General features: G+C 63.1%; 15 protein-coding genes. 10 read left to right on the top strand and 5 right to left on the bottom strand.

The genetic code is table 11. The features are described from left to right. From QW379_08225 to QW379_08215, 3 genes are all read left to right on the top strand, one after another. A partial coding sequence (locus tag QW379_08225) for a hypothetical protein (GenBank protein MEM2870387.1) occupies window positions 1-355 on the top strand: 355 nt, incomplete at its 5' end. A 60-nt stretch (window positions 356-415) separates the two neighbouring features. After that, window positions 416-667 carry an antitoxin VapB family protein gene (locus QW379_08220; GenBank protein MEM2870386.1) on the top strand — a complete coding sequence of 84 codons (252 nt, stop codon included), beginning with the start codon at window positions 416-418 and terminating at the stop codon, window positions 665-667. After that, the gene (locus QW379_08215) at window positions 664-1062 is read left to right on the top strand and encodes a PIN domain-containing protein (protein MEM2870385.1); all 399 of its coding nucleotides are present in this window, start codon (window positions 664-666) and stop codon (window positions 1060-1062) included. The genes QW379_08220 and QW379_08215 overlap by 4 nt, the downstream gene beginning before the upstream one ends. Before the next feature lie 736 nt (window positions 1063-1798). On the opposite strand, the gene QW379_08210 is transcribed toward QW379_08215, so the two are convergent. Beyond that, the gene (locus tag QW379_08210) at window positions 1799-3028 is read right to left on the bottom strand and encodes an HD domain-containing protein (protein MEM2870384.1); all 1230 of its coding nucleotides are present in this window, start codon (window positions 3026-3028) and stop codon (window positions 1799-1801) included. Between the two features lie 4 nt (window positions 3029-3032). Further along, window positions 3033-3563 carry a hypothetical protein gene (locus QW379_08205; protein MEM2870383.1) on the bottom strand — a complete coding sequence of 177 codons (531 nt, stop codon included), beginning with the start codon at window positions 3561-3563 and terminating at the stop codon, window positions 3033-3035. A 155-nt stretch (window positions 3564-3718) separates the two neighbouring features. Here QW379_08205 and QW379_08200 point away from each other — a divergent pair, with 155 nt between their 5' ends. The 7 genes from QW379_08200 to QW379_08170 all read left to right on the top strand — a co-directional run bounded on the left by QW379_08200 (window position 3719) and on the right by QW379_08170 (window position 12020). Further along, the gene (locus QW379_08200; GenBank protein ID MEM2870382.1) at window positions 3719-4987 is read left to right on the top strand and encodes a 2-hydroxyacyl-CoA dehydratase family protein; all 1269 of its coding nucleotides are present in this window, start codon (window positions 3719-3721) and stop codon (window positions 4985-4987) included. Window positions 4988-5114: 127 nt separating this feature from the next. Beyond that, window positions 5115-5882 carry an acyl-CoA dehydratase activase gene (locus tag QW379_08195; protein MEM2870381.1) on the top strand — a complete coding sequence of 256 codons (768 nt, stop codon included), beginning with the start codon at window positions 5115-5117 and terminating at the stop codon, window positions 5880-5882. 266 nt (window positions 5883-6148) lie between these two features. Further along, entirely contained in the window at window positions 6149-7984 is a 1836-nt protein-coding gene (locus tag QW379_08190) for an aldehyde ferredoxin oxidoreductase family protein (GenBank protein ID MEM2870380.1), read from the top strand. Then, a complete protein-coding gene (locus QW379_08185; protein ID MEM2870379.1) occupies window positions 7981-8430 on the top strand; it encodes a 4Fe-4S dicluster domain-containing protein in 450 nt (149 codons plus the stop codon). The genes QW379_08190 and QW379_08185 overlap by 4 nt, the downstream gene beginning before the upstream one ends. 64 nt (window positions 8431-8494) lie before the next feature. After that, window positions 8495-10612, top strand: a complete 2118-nt coding sequence (locus tag QW379_08180) for a heterodisulfide reductase-related iron-sulfur binding cluster (protein MEM2870378.1) — start codon at window positions 8495-8497, stop codon at window positions 10610-10612. A 209-nt stretch (window positions 10613-10821) separates the two neighbouring features. Beyond that, window positions 10822-11730, top strand: a complete 909-nt coding sequence (locus QW379_08175; protein ID MEM2870377.1) for a class I SAM-dependent methyltransferase — start codon at window positions 10822-10824, stop codon at window positions 11728-11730. Between the two features lie 80 nt (window positions 11731-11810). Then, window positions 11811-12020: a hypothetical protein gene (locus QW379_08170; GenBank protein MEM2870376.1), complete on the top strand. Its 210-nt coding sequence runs from the start codon at window positions 11811-11813 to the stop codon at window positions 12018-12020. 83 nt (window positions 12021-12103) lie between these two features. Here the strand turns inward: QW379_08170 and QW379_08165 are convergent, their stop codons facing one another. The 3 genes from QW379_08165 to QW379_08155 all read right to left on the bottom strand — a co-directional run bounded on the left by QW379_08165 (window position 12104) and on the right by QW379_08155 (window position 17936). After that, a complete protein-coding gene (locus QW379_08165) occupies window positions 12104-12376 on the bottom strand; it encodes a MoaD/ThiS family protein (GenBank protein ID MEM2870375.1) in 273 nt (90 codons plus the stop codon). Between the two features lie 159 nt (window positions 12377-12535). Beyond that, window positions 12536-13675: an acyl-CoA dehydrogenase family protein gene (locus QW379_08160; protein ID MEM2870374.1), complete on the bottom strand. Its 1140-nt coding sequence runs from the start codon at window positions 13673-13675 to the stop codon at window positions 12536-12538. A 127-nt stretch (window positions 13676-13802) separates the two neighbouring features. Further along, window positions 13803-17936, bottom strand: a complete 4134-nt coding sequence (locus tag QW379_08155) for a DUF4129 domain-containing protein (protein MEM2870373.1) — start codon at window positions 17934-17936, stop codon at window positions 13803-13805. Window positions 17937-18105: the final 169 nt, after the last annotated feature.

Below are 18105 nucleotides of genomic sequence, written 5' to 3'. Positions count from 1 at the left end.
GGAGGGCATATCCACCGTCGCCCTCCCGTTCCTGGAGGAGGTCGCCGAGTGCGTCCCCGCGCCAGACCGGCATCCGGGGCCGGTATTTTCCTGTGGGGGCCTCTCGACGGAATGGGCCGCCACCGCCCTGCAAGCCTTTAACTCCCTCACATCATCCCCCGCCCCGGGGTCCGCGATGCCCGCCGCCCGCGTCGAAATAAAAGCCTCTGCCGAGCTCAAGAGGGCCATGGCCGCCCACTACGAGGAAATCCGCCGGGCGGCCGGGGAGGGGAGGGTGGCCCGGTGCACAAGCGCCGGCCCCGCGGAGATTCTCTGCGCGTTCGGCTTCAGGGTCCGCTTCCCCGAGTCGGCATGAACTGAAAAAATAATAAATATAGATATGTTTAAATAATTAAACACATCTAAACATACAATCATGGCATCCAGAACGATAACCGTCACGACCGAGGCCTACGAGGCCCTGAAGGCCGCCAAGGGCCCCAACGAGAGCTTCAGCGAGGCGATACTGAGGGTGTTCGGGAGGCGCTCGCCGAGGGAGTTCTTCGGGGCGCTCCCCGCCGGGACCGCGGACCGGTTGGAGAGGGCGGTTCGGGCCGGGAGAGCGCGGCACGCCGCCGAGAGGAAAAGAAGGATGCGCAGGGTCGCCGAAGGGCTCCGGGCGGGATGAGCGTGGCCATCCTCGAGACGACCTTCCTGATAGACATCCTGAGGGGCCGGGAGGCCGCCGGGGCCGTTCTTACCGAGCTGGAGAGGAGGTCGGAGCCCCTGTTCGTTTCCGCCCCTTCCGTGATGGAGCTCTGGCAGGGGGCGCTCGAATCTGGAGTTCCGGCAAAGGCGCGGGAGAAGGTGGATGAGTTTCTCTGCGCGATGCCCGTGCTCCCTCTCGACGGCGAGGCCGCGAGGAGGGCCGCCGAGGTGCTTCACGAGCTGGCGCGCGGGGGCGAGCCCATCGAGACAGAGGACGCCATGATCGCGGGCATCGCGATCGTCCGCGGACAGACGGTCGTCACCAGGGACGCGCACTTCGCCAGGGTACCGGGGCTGAGGGTTCTGAAATACTGAAGTTTTCCACGGGCACCGCGGTCATCTTCACCCGCCCCAGGATGGCAGTGCCCGAGCACGACCTCACCACGGAGGGCCATATGAGCCCGCTGGGTTTTGTGAGGGCCCCGCGAGCATGCAAACCATAGTCCCTATTCTCTCCCGTGATATCCCATAAATACCTGCTCTCGGAGAAATTACCCGGGGCCATGAGCAGGCTTTTATACAGAGATATCCGAGAAATCATCAGGCGCTCCGATAAAGGTGTAATATCCCGAAAGTAAATGCTCTCATAAAATCCGGGCGCTTCCAACCATTATGCTCGCCTCTTATCTTCCGGCTACCGGGCTTCATTGCGATGGCCAGTTGACAGGGAAGAAAATGAGTTCAGGGGAGCAAGGGCCGCGCATCCGAGCCGTGACCGGCGAGAAGAGCCATTGAAGACCCACCGACAGTCGCCGCCCCGGGGCGAAGCGCCCCGGCCCCCAGATGCCCGCCCATTCCGGCTCGCGCCCCCGAGGATCGGCCCGCGCAAGGGCGCCGACCTCTCTGTGGCTATGCGCGTCGGAGCCAACAGCACCGGCACCTTTGGCTGCTGGCACCGGGCCGACCTCTCTGTTGCTATGCCTGTCAGAGGTTCCCGGAAGAAGGCTGCCACACAAATCAACCCGTGCTCCCGGGAACCGGGATCACTCTGGATAGTGTAACTATGAGCGTCACATCCTGGGAGGTCCGGAGGTAAAGCCCCCGAAGAGCATCACAGCGCTGCCAGAACCTCCTCCGCAGCCCGTCTCACATCGTCCCGGAGTGCCGACGGACAGAAAACATAGAGGCGTTGCTGGGCAGTTTCGATGGGGCGGAAATCGACCACCTCATGGAGTTCCATGACGCGTTCCCCCGCCTTCACCAGTGGCTCTCCGACGGCGCCGTCGGGAGAGAGCGGGTTGTCGATTCGCATTAGATAACATATTATAGACTCGGGGCTCACCCCGGCTTTCTTAGATATCATTTCTTCGAGCTCGCGCGGCCTCTCCCTGAACCACTCCACCAGCCTTCTCCGCCTCCCGGCCTCCTCGATTTCCCTCGGCGCCCTGTCATACGCCCTCTTGAAAAGCTTTCTCTGGCCGATGCACTCGAATATCTCCCTGACCGGTCCACTGCCCCCGCTGATGCCCTCGCGCGCGATTTTCTCGTCATTGTACTCAAGAAATATGTCCAGAAAATCCTTTGAGGACGTATCAAACAGGCTCTCCGGAAACACGCCGCACTCCTTTCCGAGCGTTATTCCCCTGACCAGCATATTGTCTGTGATCGCCCGGACATGATGCTGATAGACCTGAAGGTGCATGAAATACCTTGCGAGGACGAAGCTCAGCAGCGCGTCCCTCCCCTTCGCGGAGGTGCAGAGATTGTCCTTGTAGCCGTCATGGTATCTCTCAAGAGTCCAGACCAGCCTGTGATAGTCGAAAAGGCCATACGCCACACCGGCGTGGTAGGCGTCGCGGAGCAGGTAATCGATTCTGTCGGCGTCAAGCGGGGACGAAAGTAGCTCATGGGATATGGATGTCCTGTCATCGAAGATATCCAGAATCTCATCGGGCTCGGTTCCGCAGCCGGCCAGCGCCTCTCTCACTTCTTCGTTCTCCTTTATTATTTTGTGAGTAATCTCTTCATGGGAGCCCCTTCTCAGGACATTATCAAAAACATGCGAGTAGGGCCCGTGACCTATGTCATGCAGCAGGGCCGCGATTCTCAATCTCTTCAGCTGGTCATCATCGAGTCCCAGCCTCTTCCCCATCTCCGAGGCCACATGCATCACCCCGAGAGAGTGCTCGAAGCGCGTGTGGACCAGCGAGGGATAGACCAGGTCAGCGCGGGCGAGCTGTTTTATGCCCCTGAGGCGCTGGAACGGTCGTGTGTCTATCAGTGAGATTTCATGGTCCAAGAGCTCGATATAACCATGAATCGGGTCCCGGAGAACTTTCATCGTATCATGGCTCTGTTGCCACAAGCTCCAGATCCTTGAGGTAATCTATCACTTTGAAGATGTCGGCCTCCTCGAGCTCCCATCCGAGCCGCCCGGCCCTCTCGCGTATTTTCTGTGGCACCATCGGCTCGTGGGAGCTATCAAGGATGAAGTGCACCTTTGCAGCGGTGGCCAGAAGCCGGGGGTTGAGGGAAAGACGCGAGACCGCGGACGACACGATGGCCCTGATGAGCTTCTTCTGTCCATTCCCGCCGGGAAGTACCTGACGGCCCTCCTCCGTGAGCCTGTAAACGTAGCCCACATTGCCGCTGGCGTACACAACGCCGGCCTGCTCTTCAAGGAAATTCAGGTCAACAAGACTGGCGACCTCGCTGGCGACCTCCTGCGAGTAAGGGCCGTAATAGTGGGCGCTGAACTCCGCATCCACAACACCTCGCCGGGAAGCGAAGTACATCAGCTTCTGGAGGGCTGTTCGGCCGACGTGGGCTGGCTCGCAGGCCTCGACCGCCAGAAGAATTCCATCGTCCAGTCTCATGCTTCGGTAATTTATTTGTTGGTACATATAAATAGCGCGAGGAGAGGAGGGCGAAAGTGGAGGAGCGCTCCATAATCATACCCGAACTTCTGCTCCGAGCCGCCCCCCGGCAAGCATTTAATCCCCTCACATCATTACCCGCTCCGGGGTCCGCGATGCCCGCCGCGCGCGTCGAAATAAAAGCCTCTGCCGAGCTCAAGAGGGTCATGGCCGCCTACTACGAGGAAATCCGCCAGGCGGCGGAGGAGGGCAAGGGGAAGGTGGCCTGGTGCACTAGCGTCGGCCCCGCGGAGATTCTTTACGCGCTGGGCTTCAGAGTCTACTTCCCCGAGAACCACGGCGCGATGCTCGGCGCGGCGAGGCTGAGCAGCTCCCTCATCCCCGCGGCCAATTCCATCGGCTACTCCCCGGACATCTGCTCCTACCTGACCTCGGACATCGGGGCCTACCTGAAGGGCGAGACGCCCCTCAAAAAGGCCTACGGCCTGAAATCCATTCCAAGGCCCGACGTGCTGGTCTACAATACAAACCAGTGCCGCGACGTCCAGGACTGGTTCTCGTTCTACCAGCGCGAGTTCAATGTGCCCCTCGTCGGCGTAAGCACGCCGCACCCCGTGCCAGAGCTCGGGGAGGCCCATGTCAGGGCGGTAGAGGCCCAGCTCGAGAGTCTCATCGAGCCCCTTGAAAAGGTCGCCGGCACGAAGCTCGACACGGCCGAGCTCAGGAAAGTCGTTGCGCTCTCGCGAGAGTGCAGCGACCTGTGGGGGAGGGTTCTGCGCACCGGGGCCCACATTCCCTCCCCCATCAGCTTCTTCGACGGCTGCATCCACATGGGCCCCGCGGTCGTGCTCAGGGGCAGGAAAGAGGCCGTGGAATACTACAAAATCCTCCTTGCCGAGCTCGAGGGGCGGATAAAGGACGGCGTCGCGGCCGTGCCGGGCGAGAGAATAAGGTTATACTGGGAGGGGATGCCGGTCTGGGGGAGGCTCAGGGACCTGTCGGAGCTCTGCATAAGCCTGAGGGCCTGCTTCGTCGTCTCGACATACTGCAACAGCTGGATATTCGACGAGCTCGACCCCTCGAGGCCCCTGGAAAGCATGGCGAGGGCCTACACGAAGCTCTTCATCAACCGGACAGAACAAATAAAGGAGGCCTATATCAGGGAGCTAGTGAGGGAATTCAAGGTCCACGGTGTTGTTTTCCACGACTCAAAGACCTGCCCCAACAACGCCAACTCTCGCTACGGGATGCCCCGGAGGCTCGCCGGGGCCGGGATACCGACCCTCACCTTCAACGGGGATCTCTGCGACCTGAGGCTCTACTCGGACGCGCAGGTCAGGACGAGTCTGGAGGCGTTCGTCGAGCAGCTCACGGGCTCAGCGGGGGCGCAGGAGGCCAAGGGCCGGGGACAGGAGCGGCCGTGAGCCCCCGCCGCGGTCGCCCGGGACGTGCGGTCCTGCGCGCGTGGAGGGGGCTCGGGACGGGTGGGGCCGGGAGGAAGAAGGCAATGGATGGAGCGTGGCGTGAAATGAAGACGCGGGGGTGGGGGAGTTGAGGGAGCTCTACCTCGGGGTGGACGTGGGCTCCTGGAGCACAAAGGCGGTTCTGATAGACGGGCAGCGCAGGCCCGTGGGAAAGGGCATAAGGAGGAGTGGGGTGGACCTCGCGAGGGCGACGGAGGAGTGCCGGGCCGAGGCTCTGGCGGCGGCGGGGGCGAGGGCGGAGGACATCAGGCGCGCGATAGCGACCGGCTTCGGCCGCGACGCGGTCGCCTTCGCCAACGGGTTCAGAACGGAGATATCCTGCCACGCGCGCGGCGCCTTCCACCACTTCCCGGGCGAGATGACGGTCGTGGACATCGGCGGCCAGGACAGCAAGGTGATTCGCGTGGGCGCGCAGGGCCGGCACATGAGCTTCAGAATGAACCGCAAGTGCGCCGCCGGCACGGGCGCCTTTCTCGAGGAGACCGCGATCAAGCTCTCCGTTCCCTCCGAAAAGCTGAGCGAGCTCGCGGCCCGCTCGACGAAAAGGATCCAGCTCGGCTCCTTCTGCACCGTCTTCACCTCTACAGAGATTCTGGGGCTGATTCGCAGGGGCGAGAGGGTCGAGGACATCGCGCGGGGCCTGCTCGCCTCCGTCGCCGCGCGCATAGTCGAGATGGAACCGCTCTCGGGGACCGTGGTCCTGACGGGAGGCGTCATCGCCCACCAGCCCTTCCTGAAGGAGATATTCGAACAGGACCACGGCCTCAGGGTTCTGGTCCCGCCGGACCCGCAGTTCATAGGCGCGCTGGGGGCGGCGCTCTACGCCGCGGATTGAGGGCCAGCCCGGACAAGGTACCGCTTTTCAACACCCGGTGGCGACGCCACGCGCCGCCGTTTGAGGGCCGGGCGCGGAGGAGGTCCCGCGCTTCAATGCCCGGCGTGGCCCTCCGCGCTGCGGACCGGGACCGGGCGGGGAGGAGGTTATTCGCATTCGCGGACCGCGCCCGGCTGCCAGCGGGGTAGATATCATACATGCCAGCGCCCCTCCCCTCAATATTTAAATATGGTCAGGATGTTGCCCGCCGGCGGGAGAGTGCTCGCTTGGTCCTTAGGAGAAAGCTCGCGATAGTGGACCTGAGCAAAGAGAAGGTGACCGTTCAGGATGTGCCCAACTCGCTGAGGAAGGCCCTCTTCGGCGGGAGGGGGATGAATGTATACTACCTCTACAAAATGCTCGGCGACAATGTTGACCCCCTCTCGCCCGACAACATCCTGATATTCGGCACGGGGTTGATGACCGGGACGCTCGCCCCCTGCTCCGGCCGCTTCAACACGACATCGAAGTCCCCGGAGTCCGGCTTCCTGGCCGACACGAACTGCGGGGGCTACTTCGCCCCGGAGCTGAAGTACGCGGGCTTCGAGAGGCTCATAATAAAAGGAAAGGCGAAGAAGCCCGTCATCCTCCACGTCACAGACAACAATATTGAGATAAAGGACGCGAAGGACTACTGGGGCCAGACGACAAACGAGGCCCAGAAGCGCATCAGGCAGGACCTCGGACCGGTCGAGATGGTCCTCTGCGGTCCGGCGGGCGAGAATCTTGTGCGCTTCGCCTGCGTCCGCACCGGTGTGAAGAACGCGGGCGGAAGGACCGGTCTGGGCTGCGTCATGGGCTCCAAGAACCTGAAGGCGGTCGCGGCCTACGGGACGCAGGGCCTGCAGGTCGCCCATCCGGACAGGATGATTCAGAAGGTTGAGGAGCTGAAGAACTACCTGATGAGCTCCAAAATCACGCCCATTCTCGGCTCCGTTGGCACGCTCCTGCTATACGAGGTCTCCAACGCCTTCGGCGGCATCAGGACGAAGAACAGCACCCTGAACGCCTGGAGGGACGACCACAACGCCGCCTTCGCCGAGCCATTCATCGAGAAGATGATCGCGTGCCAGGCCTGCCCGGTGCACTGCAGGCACAGGAACGTCTTCGGGGGCGAGGGCCCGGAGTACACGACCCTCGTGCTCCTGGGCGCGAACATCGGGATGGAGAAGTACGAGGAAATCATAAAGCTGGGGAATCTGGTCAACGACCTCGGACTGGACGTCTCCTCCACGGGCACCTATCTGGCCTGGGCGATAGACCTTTACCAGCAGGGAAAGCTGGATAAAAAGCTGACCGATGGCGAGGAGCTCCGCTGGGGAGACTACGAGCAAGCGGTTCGAATTATCAACAAAATCGCGCGCAGGGAGGGCTTCGGAAACATTCTCGCCGAGGGCAACAGGGCGGCGGCGAAGCTGGGCGACCCGAACAAGGACTATCTCATAGCGGTCAAGGACATCCCCCAGTCCGACCCGCATGACGTTCGCTACATGAAGGCTTTTGCGCTCGGCATCGCCACCGCGTCGCGCGGCGCGGACCACCTGCGCAGCCGGCCCACGCTCGAGATATTCTTCAAGCTCCCACTTGAGGTCAAAGAGAGGATATATGGGAAAGGAGTGACGGCCGACCCGACCTCGTACGATGGGAAGGCGCTCGTCGTCACGTGGTCCGAGAGAATATTCGCGACCATCGACTGCCTTGAGATGTGCAAGTTTATATGCCACGGATTCAACAGCCCACACTTCGTGGACTACTCGTGGATGAAGGAGCTGGTCTATTGCGTCACGGGCTGGGAGATGAGCGAGGCGGAGGTGAGCGAGGTCGGGCGCAGGACAGTTGACCTGGAGAGGCTCTTCAACTTCAAGCAGGGGATGACGGAGGCTCACGATACCCTCCCCCGCAGGTACTTCGACGACCCGAGTCCCCTGAGAGCGGCGAGAGGCCATCATATAGACAGGCAGAAATTTGCGAAGATGAAGGCCGAGTTCTACGCCCTCCATGGCTGGACGGAGGACGGGAGGGTTCCGGAGGAGCGCCGGATGGAGCTGGAGGCGATTCAATGAAGTACCTATACACCTACCCCGAGAAGTGCACCGGCTGCAAACTCTGCGCCCTAGCATGCTCCCTGAAGCACTTCGGCGAGTGCAATCCGAAGATGGGCGCCATAAACATAGTTCGCGACGAGTTCGAGCGCTACGAGATTCAGTTCGTTTGCCTCCAGTGCGACGACGCCGAGTGCGTGAGGGTGTGCACGAAGAAGGCCCTGAGGAAGGAGGGCAATGTCGTCATTCGCGACGAAAAGAAGTGCATAAGGTGCAGGATGTGCGTAGTCGCCTGCCCCTACGCCGGCGTCCACTCTTTCAAAGGGAAGATAATCAAGTGCGACACCTGTGGTGGGGACCCCCTGTGCGTGAAGTTCTGCTCAACGGGGGCGCTCAAGTGGGAGGAGGAGAGCATGGAGATAACCGAGCGAAGGAAGAGGCTCGCCTCCGCTCTGCTCAAGAGATAGGGGTGGTGGCCTGCCCCGGCCGCTCCTCTTCACGGTCGAGCCATCCGCGACCCATAAGGTACTCATGCTCGCGAGGACCCGAGCCCTCTCAGAGCGGCCCGTTTTCGAGCTCGATGGGATAAAGAAAAAGCTCAGGAGCATCAGGGAGCTCTCGCTGGAGGAGAGCAAGAGCCTAATTATGTCCTTTGCTCGGGCCGCGAAGGCGGCGGGCCTGCGGCCCCACATCGCGAGGGACGGTGCAGACGCCGCGAGATACATAAAGAGGGCCGCGAGGGGCTGCAGGTACTTGCTCGTGAACAGCTCCTCGACGGTCGCGGGCCTCGCCGAATATCTGGAGAGGGAGGGCCTGTCACTCATAGACACCTATGAGACGGAGCTCGGGCTCGCGGCCGGGGCCGGTGTATTGAAGCCCGGGGACGCCGCGCAGCACCCGCCCCCCTCGCGCTCAGCCCAATCCGGAGTCGATACATGGAAGCCCTGGGAGGCTGCGGAGCCGGAGCCGCGCGTGATATGGGAATCGTTCATGGCCGTCCCCCCCTCCCGGCCCTTCTACGGGACACCCCTTCCGCTCCCGGAGGGCAGGTGGGCCGCGGCCGTCGGCGTGAGCGCCGTCTCCGCCTCGGACGCTTCTCTCTTTTTCGTCCAGCACACCCACAACATTTCCAAGCTCCTCTTCTCTGCAGAGAAGCTCTTCGTCGTCGGCGGAATCGAGAGACTCGTCGAGAACAGAGAGGAGGCGCTTTTCCAGTCGAGGTGCGCGGCGCTCTTCGGCCTCGGCGCGCTCCTGGAGGACGGCGGCGCCGGCCAGTCCGCACCGGCAGCTCCTCATGTTTCGGGCGGGACCAGTCTGGGGGCTCGGGAGACGCCCCATGCCTCAGTGGGGAGCGCTCAGTTATCGCGGACGCCTCTGATTTCTTCTGATGGGGCCGGTGAAGAACCGGGGGCCGCGGAGGTCCTCTTCCAGCCGTCGATTCCGGGGGAGATTCACGTCGTCCTCATCGACGGTGGCAGGAGATCCCTCCTCAGGTCCGAGAACAGGAGAATTCTCGAGTGCATAGGTTGCAGGGCCTGCAGGAGGGGCTGCATGATGGGAGGTTTGGGACTCGTCTCGCCACGTGAGTTCTTCCTGAGCGAGCTCTCGAGAGGCCCGGCGCGCCCGGAGCGCTCCGCCCTTTATCAGTGCACCCTGTGCGATTCCTGCAGGAGCTGCTGCCCGCTCGAGATACCGCTTCCCGACTACGCCCTCCGCCTCAGGGAGAGAATAGGCCGGAAGCGCTGGTCCCCAGATGTCTTCAGGCTCCAGAGCGAGAGGGTGCTAGCGGCGGGGAACCTGTTCGGCGAGCCGCAATCGGCCAGGGGGCAGTTCTACCCCTCAGCGCTCGGGGGGGGCTTGCCCCTTGGAGCCCACCTCGGCGGAAAACCCTCGCTCCTCCTTTACCTCGGCTGCGTCGCCTCTTTCCAAAGGCAGAGAATCGTCGAGAGCGCATTCCGCGTCCTCTCCGCGTCCGGAAGAGAGTTCTCCGTCCTCGGCAAGGAAGAGCTCTGCTGCGGCTACCCCCTCTACGCCGCCGGTCTGGGGGAGTTCGAGGAGGCCGCGAGGCGCTGCATCCAGGCCATCCGCTCCTTGGGGGCAAAAACTGTCGTCACCACCTGCGCCGGCTGCAACAAGACCCTCTCCAGAATCTATCCGCAGCACTTCGAAATAGAGTTCGAGACGTTGCACATCGTCGAGTATCTCGCGCGCCTGGTTTCTGAGGGATGCCTCGAACTCACGTTGCCTCCATTGAAGAAGGCCGGCGGGGAGCGGGGGGAGCCCCTGGCCGTGGCCTACCACGACCCTTGCGACCTGGGGAGGGCGATGGGGGTCTACGAGCCCCCGAGGGCGCTGCTCGCGGCCATCCCGGGCATCAGGCCCGTCGAGTTCCGTTTCAGCCGGCAGGCCTCGCGTTGCTGCGGTGCAGGCGGCGGCGCGAAGGGCTTCGACCCGGCGCACAGCGAGGAGATGGCCCTCAGGCGCATGCTGGAGGCCGTTGACATGGGAGCTGAGCTCGTGACCTCGGCCTGCCCGGCCTGCCTGGCCAACCTGCAGATCGTGATTCCAAGGGTGAAGAGGGAGACAGGAGTGGCCCTCAGATTCATGGACATAACGGAGCTGGCGGCGAGGGCCCTCGGGCCCGGGTAGTCCCGTGGAGACGGAGGGTGAAGGGGAGGCGATGGCGCAAGCAGCTTTCGCTCCGTGGGACGAAGGCTCCCCCCAGCGCCCAGGCCGTCACGAGCAGCCGGAGCCTCGGGGTATGGGAGCGATGCGAACCGGGAAGGCTGGAAAGAGCTGGCAATGTCTGGCCACCTGCTGCTCGTCCGGAGCGCTGGCCGCCTGAGCGGAGGCGAGGAATGGAGCCCGAGAAGGCAGCGGCGATAAAGAGGGCTATTCAGGCGAATTTCGACGCCTCGGCCGCGAGCTACGACGATTTCGAGGGGGCCACGGGCCTCTTCTCTTTCCTCGCCCGCGAGCTGGCGCGCGAGGCCGGCGTGGGGCCGGGTATGAGGGTCATAGACGCAGGGTGCGGCACGGGCATATCGACGGGAATTCTGGCGGCGCTCGTCGGAGCCGGGGGACGTGTCCTCGGAATCGATATCTCGGCGGGAATGGTTGATGCAGCGCGCCGGAGGCTCGGGGGCGCCGTGAACGTGGAGCTCCTGGTCGGCGACGTCGAGGAGCTGGAAGCGCTGGTCTCTGGCCCGGGTGAGGGCGAGGGGGGCTCATTCGATGCTGGAGGGGGACTCCAGGCTGAGGCTCCGCGGCCGTGGAGGGTGGAGGGCCCGTGGGACGCGGTCCTCTACACAGCCTCGATTTTCCTGTTGCCCGACGCAAGAAGGTCCCTGCGAGGAGCGCTCGCCGTCCTGAGGCCCGGCGGGGTTGTGGGGGTCAACTATATTGAGGGGAGTTATGTTGAGGGAAGGGAGCTCTTCCGAGAGCTCCTGCCGGAGTGGAGCGGCGGGGAGCGCTTCCCTGCTCCTCGCTTTCCCTGCGACGTATCTCTCCTCCCGGAAATCCTGAGGGAGTGCGGCTTCTGCGAGCTCAGGGAGGGCACGGTCGAGACTGAGCTCGGCCTCGAAGGTCTCAGGCGCTTCTATCAGGTGCCCGCTCAGTCGGCCTCGCTCTATCCGAAGCAGCGCTATGAAGAGAGGAGGGAGGCCGTGGGCAGGCTGTTCCGCCTCGCGGAGGAGAGGGGCGTGAGCAAGGGCTCGATGAGGTGGAGGTGGGTGGTCGGGAGGAAGCGGGCTCCGGCGCCCGGCTAAAGGTAACTATAGAGAATATTTTGAAAGATATAGTGTCAGTAATATATTTCGAAAAGCTCCATATAGCACGCGCCCGATGATTGCCCGGGAAAGGGAGGAGCATGATAAGACTGGAGCGGAGCTTGAGGGAGGCTCTTGAGGCCCGAAGGGTCCACCCGCGGGAGACCTACGAGGAGCTGATTGACGTGCTGTACGACGAGCTGACTAGCGCCCCCGGAAGGGCGGGAATGGACGGGGAGCGCTTCCTCGAGGCGCTGTTCGAGAGCTATCGCAAGAGAATGCCGGCCTGATTTCTGTCGCCGCCCCGGGCCCTCCCGGTCCCATTCGCCAGCGGGGCCGGGGCTCTGCCGCGCGCGCAGGTCCGCGCGCCCCATCAGCCCCCGCTGACGGGGAAGAATATGAGGACCTCGTCCCCGTCCCCGAGCGCCTTACCGGCGTCCGTCACGGGCGCGTCGTTCAGGAACATGGTCAGGTACTCGCTCATCCTGCCGTCGCTCTCGTAGGCCTGCTCCCTGAAGCGCGGGTGCTCCGCCGCGAGTCGCTCTACGAGCCCCGTCACCGTCGTTCCCTCGGGGAGCTCGAGCTCGAGCTCGGAGCGCCCGATGGCGTCGCTGAACGGCCTGAGCAGCCTGACCCTGACCTTCATGCCATCTCCCTCCCGCCCCCCTCATCCACCGCCGCATTCACCAATCCTCACCATTGCGCGGAGCCTTCTTGCCCCTGGCAACGGCACAGAATCGTCGGAACTCTTCCGGTCATACGGTCCCACCGCCTCAGTCAGTCCCCAGCGCATCCTCCAATTCCATCAGGATAGCAGCGCGTTCGATATCACGATTCTCTGGACCTCCGATGTGCCCTCGTATATCTCAAGGATCTTGGCGTCTCGGTAGTGGCGCTCGACCGGGTTCCCCTTCATATAGCCCGCGCCCCCGTGTATCTGGACTGCTCTCTCGGTCACCCACCTGCAGGTCTCGGACGCGAAGAGCTTGCACATCGATGACTCCTTGCTGAAGCGCTGGCCCGAGTCCTTCATCTCGGCCGCCCTCAGCACGAGAAGCCTCGAGGCCTCGATGCGCGTGGCCATGTCCGCAAGCATCCACGATATCGCCTGGAAACGCGCGATCGGCTGGCCGAACTGCACGCGGGTCTTCGCGTAAGCTATCGATTCCTCCAGCGCCGCCCTCGCGATTCCGACGGCCTGCGCACCTATGCCGATTCTCCCGTGGTCGAGCAGCGTCAGGGCGATTCTGAAGCCCTGCCCTTCCTTCCCAAGCAGATTCTCCTTCGGCACCCGCGCGTCATTCAGTTCGAACTCCGCCGGGCAGCAGCCCCTGACGCCCATCATCTCGTGCCTTCCAACCATCCTCAGGCCCGGCGTCTCCCTTTCCAGAATAAAGGCGCTCATTCCCTTCGAGCTGGCCGATTTGTCCGTCATGGCGAACAGGATGAAGGTGCCGGCGTGCGTGCCGCTCAGGATGTAGCGCTTCTTCCCGTTGACTATGTAATGGTCCCCCTCCAGCCGCGCCGTCGTCGAGAGGTTGCCGGCGTCCGAGCCCGCCCCGGGCTCCGTTAGCATGAAGCCGCCGACCTTCCTGCCCGACGCGAGGTCGGGAAGGTATTTCTTTTTCTGCTCCTCCGTGCCGAAAAGATAGACGCCCAGAGCGCCGAGCGAGTTGTGCACCGCCAGAATCACCCCCACCGACGCGCAGGCGCGGGATATCTCTTCGATGGCGAGGGCGTAGGAGGGCCCGTCCACCTTCCGGCCTCCATACTCGACGGGAATGTTCAGGCCCGCGTAGCCTCTCTCGCCCGCCTTTCTTATCGTGTTCAGCGGGAACTCGCCCGTGGCATCCACGGCCTCGGCCCGCGGCGCGACTTCCCTCTCGGCCCACTCGCGAACCTCGGCCTGCAACTCGAGCTGCTCCTTTGTGAGACCAAAGCCCATTCTTCCACCAGGGCGCGGAATGGCGTGGGGCGATAAAAAATTAGGGGTGCGGCGGGAGGTGGCTCGCGGCCCCGAAGAGCCCCCGGTCTTCCCACCTCAGGCTTATCTCCTCTCCCCATGGACGTTGCTACTGGGTGCCCCCGCCCCCATCACTACCGGGCTTGCCGGCGCCACCGGTGGTGGGCTCCCGAGGACGCCGGTCCTCTGGCGGCTCCACGGGCGTCCCCTCGACGAGCGGGATATCGATGTCCTCGGCCTTCTTCAGGCCCTCCTCGCTCTGGATGTATATGTCGGGCTCTGCCTCCTCGGGCAGCGCCTCGGCCTTGTCCTGAATCATTGCGAGCTGCTCCTGCGTCAGGATGACCTTCTCGAGCGAGTACTGGACCGCCCTGAGGGCGTTTATCGCCCTGTCCCTGTCCGGCTCGCCCATCTCGTGCTGGCTGTACCGGGCCTCCTCCAGAACCGTCAGGAACTCGTTCATCGCCTTCTGGTCTATCGGCAGGGCTATCCTTATCGCCCTCTCGAACTCGCGGAATGTCTCGCTGTCGCGCCTCATGTAGCCGTACCTCTTCATGCTGGCGGCGAGCTTCCTGTAGGCCTTGAAGATGACCGCCGCGTACTCGTTCCCGGCGACGAGCTGGTCTGCGGCCCTCCGGATGATCGTCTGCATGCCCCTGAGAGCCCTCTTTTTGTTGATTTCGTAGAGCACCCAGCCGGTGATTATGGAGCCGACGGCGATGATGACCAGGACGATCAGCCATCCCCACTCTGGGACCCTGACCCTCGCCGGGATGATGTAGGTGAGGGAGTAGGTCCCGGTCGAGTTCAGGTACTTCATCTTGACCTCGCCGTCGGGCATGACCTCCGTCTGGCCCGCGTACTTAGCCCACAGGTGGAGCTTCCAGGTCTGCTGGCTGTCGAGGTTCTCGCCCATTCTGAAGGTCACGTTGAAGCTGATGTAGCCCTGTATGTCCGTGTTGGCGACGGCGATTCTCTTGTCCCTCTTCTCCTTCTCGATCTCGGGGTTCTCGATGTCTATCGAGCTCTTCTCGATTGTGAAGAAGACCAGCACGGTCTGGTTCACCAGAGGGACGTAGGCGTCGTCGACGAGCCTGAGCCTGCCGCTGAGCCGCCTCTTCTGCTGGAGCGTCTCGTTGGGGTAGACGTCCTGGAACTCGATGAGCGTTCTCCCCTGAACGAAAATCATCGATGTGTTCTCGGTGGGGAGGTAGTACTGGCTGCCGTTGTACCTGAGCGATATCTCCCTCATCCCCACGAGCGTCTTGGAGCTGATAATCGAGCGGAACGAGACCTGGCCGCCGCTGTCGGTCATGTTGTTCGTGAGCGGCTGGCCGTCGAGCGAGAGTGTGACCATCTCGTATTTTATCTCGTACCCGGGGGCGCCGTTCCAGTCCTCGTAGAGGAGCGCCTGAACGTTCAGCGTCCCGCCGCGCGCGACCTCGGTCTGAGTGTCGATTCTCTCGATGGAGGTCCTGACGCGCACCGTGTAGTTGGTCATGTTCGTGGACCTCGTGTACTTGTCGTCGCCGGCGAATGTGGCGATGAGCGTGAGGTTGCCCACGGGGTCCTCGAACCTGACCGTGAACGGATAAACGAACACGCCGTCCGGTCCCGTTATCAGGTTGCTCTTCAGCGTCTCCTCGGTCCCGAGTCTGAGCCTCTTGAGCGTCACGGGCACGCCGCCGATTCTGTCGCCCTTGTCGTCCCTGAGAACGCCGGCGATTCCCAGCCTCCGGACGCCGTCTATGTAGACGTCGATCGGGACGCCCTTCATCACCGTCTGCGGCTCGAGCGTGATGAATGTCTGCGACTTGACGGAGTAGTTCACGTCCGCCGCGCAGGGCTGGTACCTGTCGTCGCCGTCGAATTTGAAGCTCACGGGGACCAGCCCGAGGGCGTGCGTGCTCGACACATGATACGACATCGAGAATGTGCCGTCGAGCTCGGTGATGACCGTCCTCCCCTCCTTCGTCTGCTCCTCGCCCGCCCAGAAGATTCTGATGTTCTTCAGCTGCACGGGGTCCCCGCGGATGGTGTCGAACTGGCTCTCCTCCGGCCTCACCTTCAGGACGCCGTAGAGGTTGACCGTGCTTCCCCTGAAGACGGTCCTCTCCTCCGGCGGCGGGGGCTCGATGAAGGTGTGCGCCATCACCGTGTAGGAATCTGTGGCCTCGCCCGGGGAGTAGTACCTAGTTCCGCCGAAGCTGAATATCACATAGACCGGCCCCAGGGGCTGGTCGTTCGGTACCTTGTACGCGATCGTCAGCGAGCCGTCCCAGAAGTTCTCCGTCATGTTCAGCGGTCTCGCGTTCCCAATCAGCTTCGGCTGGTCGCGCGGGTCGAGCGGCGTGGCGTCCCAGTAGACCTTGACCGTGTAGTCCTGCCTGATCTCCTCGCCCTTCTCGTCCTTTATCTTCATCATCGGCGGGTCGCCGCGGCTGTCGACCAGCCTCGCCCTGAGCTCGATGTACTTCTGTATCGAGCCGTCCGCGCTGCTACGGTATGCGATGTGCGCCGCGGGGTTTGTGGGGAAGACGAAGGTCGTCGGCCTCTTGACCGGGAAAACCTTCGAGACGGAGCCGTGGGCGTACAGGAGGGAGGCGGGGTGCGTCACCGTCAGGTTCTGCTCTCCGGGAAGCGTCTCGTCCGGTATCCGGTACCTGAAGGAGTATTCTCCGCCGGAGGTGTAGACGGAGAAGGTCCGGCTGACGAGCCTGAACTTGATGTGCACCCTCTCCGACCCCACCGCCTCGAAAACGCCGCCGCCCCTCGTGAACTCGCTGAAGTCTATGGTCCTCTGGGCCCACTGGGGCCTGCTCCCGTTCACCTCGATCGCGTCGCTCTCGATCCACAGGCCGCCTATCAGCGCCTCCAGCGAAACGAGTATCGAGTCCTCTCTGGCGAGGTCGTACCACTCGAAGAAGGAGAGCTGCGCGCTGAACGCCATGCTCAGGTTGAAGTCGGGGCTGACCAGAACGCAGTCCGCGAGCTGCTGGTACGAGCCCTTGAGATTGGTCCCGGCGCACCTCTGGCCGCTGTTCGCGCTCGTCGGGCCTATCGGGCTCGCCGGTATTCCAATCATCCAGTCGTCGCCGACGCCGCCGTGCGTCCAGCCCGTGCCGCCGGTCTCGAAGTTCTCCTTCAGGACCGTCCTGAGGGTGTCGGCGACGACGGTGACGTCGTCGATGTACCAGCCCGCGGGCAGCGGGGCGCCGATTCTTGTCCCCGCGAACGAGACCAGGAGGCCCTCGTTGTCCAGCGAGACGCCGTCCGTGCCCCTCGCGGTCCCGGTTATCGTTATGTTCCCGCCCGCCTCCGGCGCCGCGGGCGAGACCTCGACGGTGAGCTCCACTGGGAACTGGACCGCCACGAGGAACTCCTTCCTGCAGGGCGGGTAGATGTTGTATATCGTGCCGCCGATCTCGACCGAGGCGCCCTCGAAGTAGAAGACCATCGGGTAGAGCCCGGCCTTCGGAACATCGGGCGCCCACTGCTGAATCACGAAGGTCCCGTTGATGTCGGTGTCGTTGATGTCGTCCGGGTTCTTCCACGCCAGAGCGAGCGGCGTCTGGGGCTCGTGGTTGAACTCCCAGTAGACCATCTCAACAATGTTTGCGATTCCGTGGTTCCTCATCGCCGCGCCCGCGCCGCCCGCGCCGAGCTCGGTGTAGTTTCCGTCAACGAGCTGGCCCGTGATGTCCACGGGAACGCCCTTCTGGAGCGTCCCGATGTTCGTCTTCGGGTCAGGGAAGTAGCGCAGGGTGGTGCTGAAGGTCCCGAGCGCGAGGGTGATGTTCGTGGCGTTGGATATCACGACGAGCCTGCCGTCGCCCGCTCCTTCATGAGCGTCAGGAAGTGCAATCCCCGCCGTTTTGTCCTCTTTCTGCGCGGACGGAGAGGTCCCTTTCCCTTCCACCTCCATTTTGGCCGAGGATTGCGCACCCCCCGGGCCCCGTGAATCAGCGCGCTCAATCTCTGGAGCCGGCTCTTCGTTCTCCGGACTTTCTCGGCACCGGGCGTTATGCCCCGCCGCGCTGGCGTGGTTTCCGGAGGCGCACGCTTCCTCAACCGTCTCTGCGGCAGGCTCATGCAGCGGCCCGGAGCCCCGCTCCCCGGTCAGGGTGGCTCCCGGGTCCCGCGCGCGGTCGGGGCCGGCCGGCGGGTTCTGCGAGATACTTGGGCCATGGGCAACCGGGATGGTCAGTAAGAGGCAAAGCGCAATCGCGACGGCTCTCGTCATCCAGCTCACCGCGAGAGCTTCTGCGCCGGCGATATATAAAATCAATAGTACTTTTTTTGCGTGATATTTAAGCGTTGTGATAAGAGATTTTGCGCATTTTTTCCCTCTGCCGGAGTTGACCCCACGGCAGCCTCGGCGTCCGGAAGCAACTCGGCAGACCACCTACGAT

Source organism: Thermoplasmata archaeon, from assembly GCA_038851035.1.
Lineage (GTDB): Archaea > Thermoplasmatota > DTKX01 > VGTL01 > VGTL01 > JAWCLH01.
Note: the sequence above shows the minus strand (reverse complement) of the source record. Positions and strands in the feature narration are given on the sequence as shown.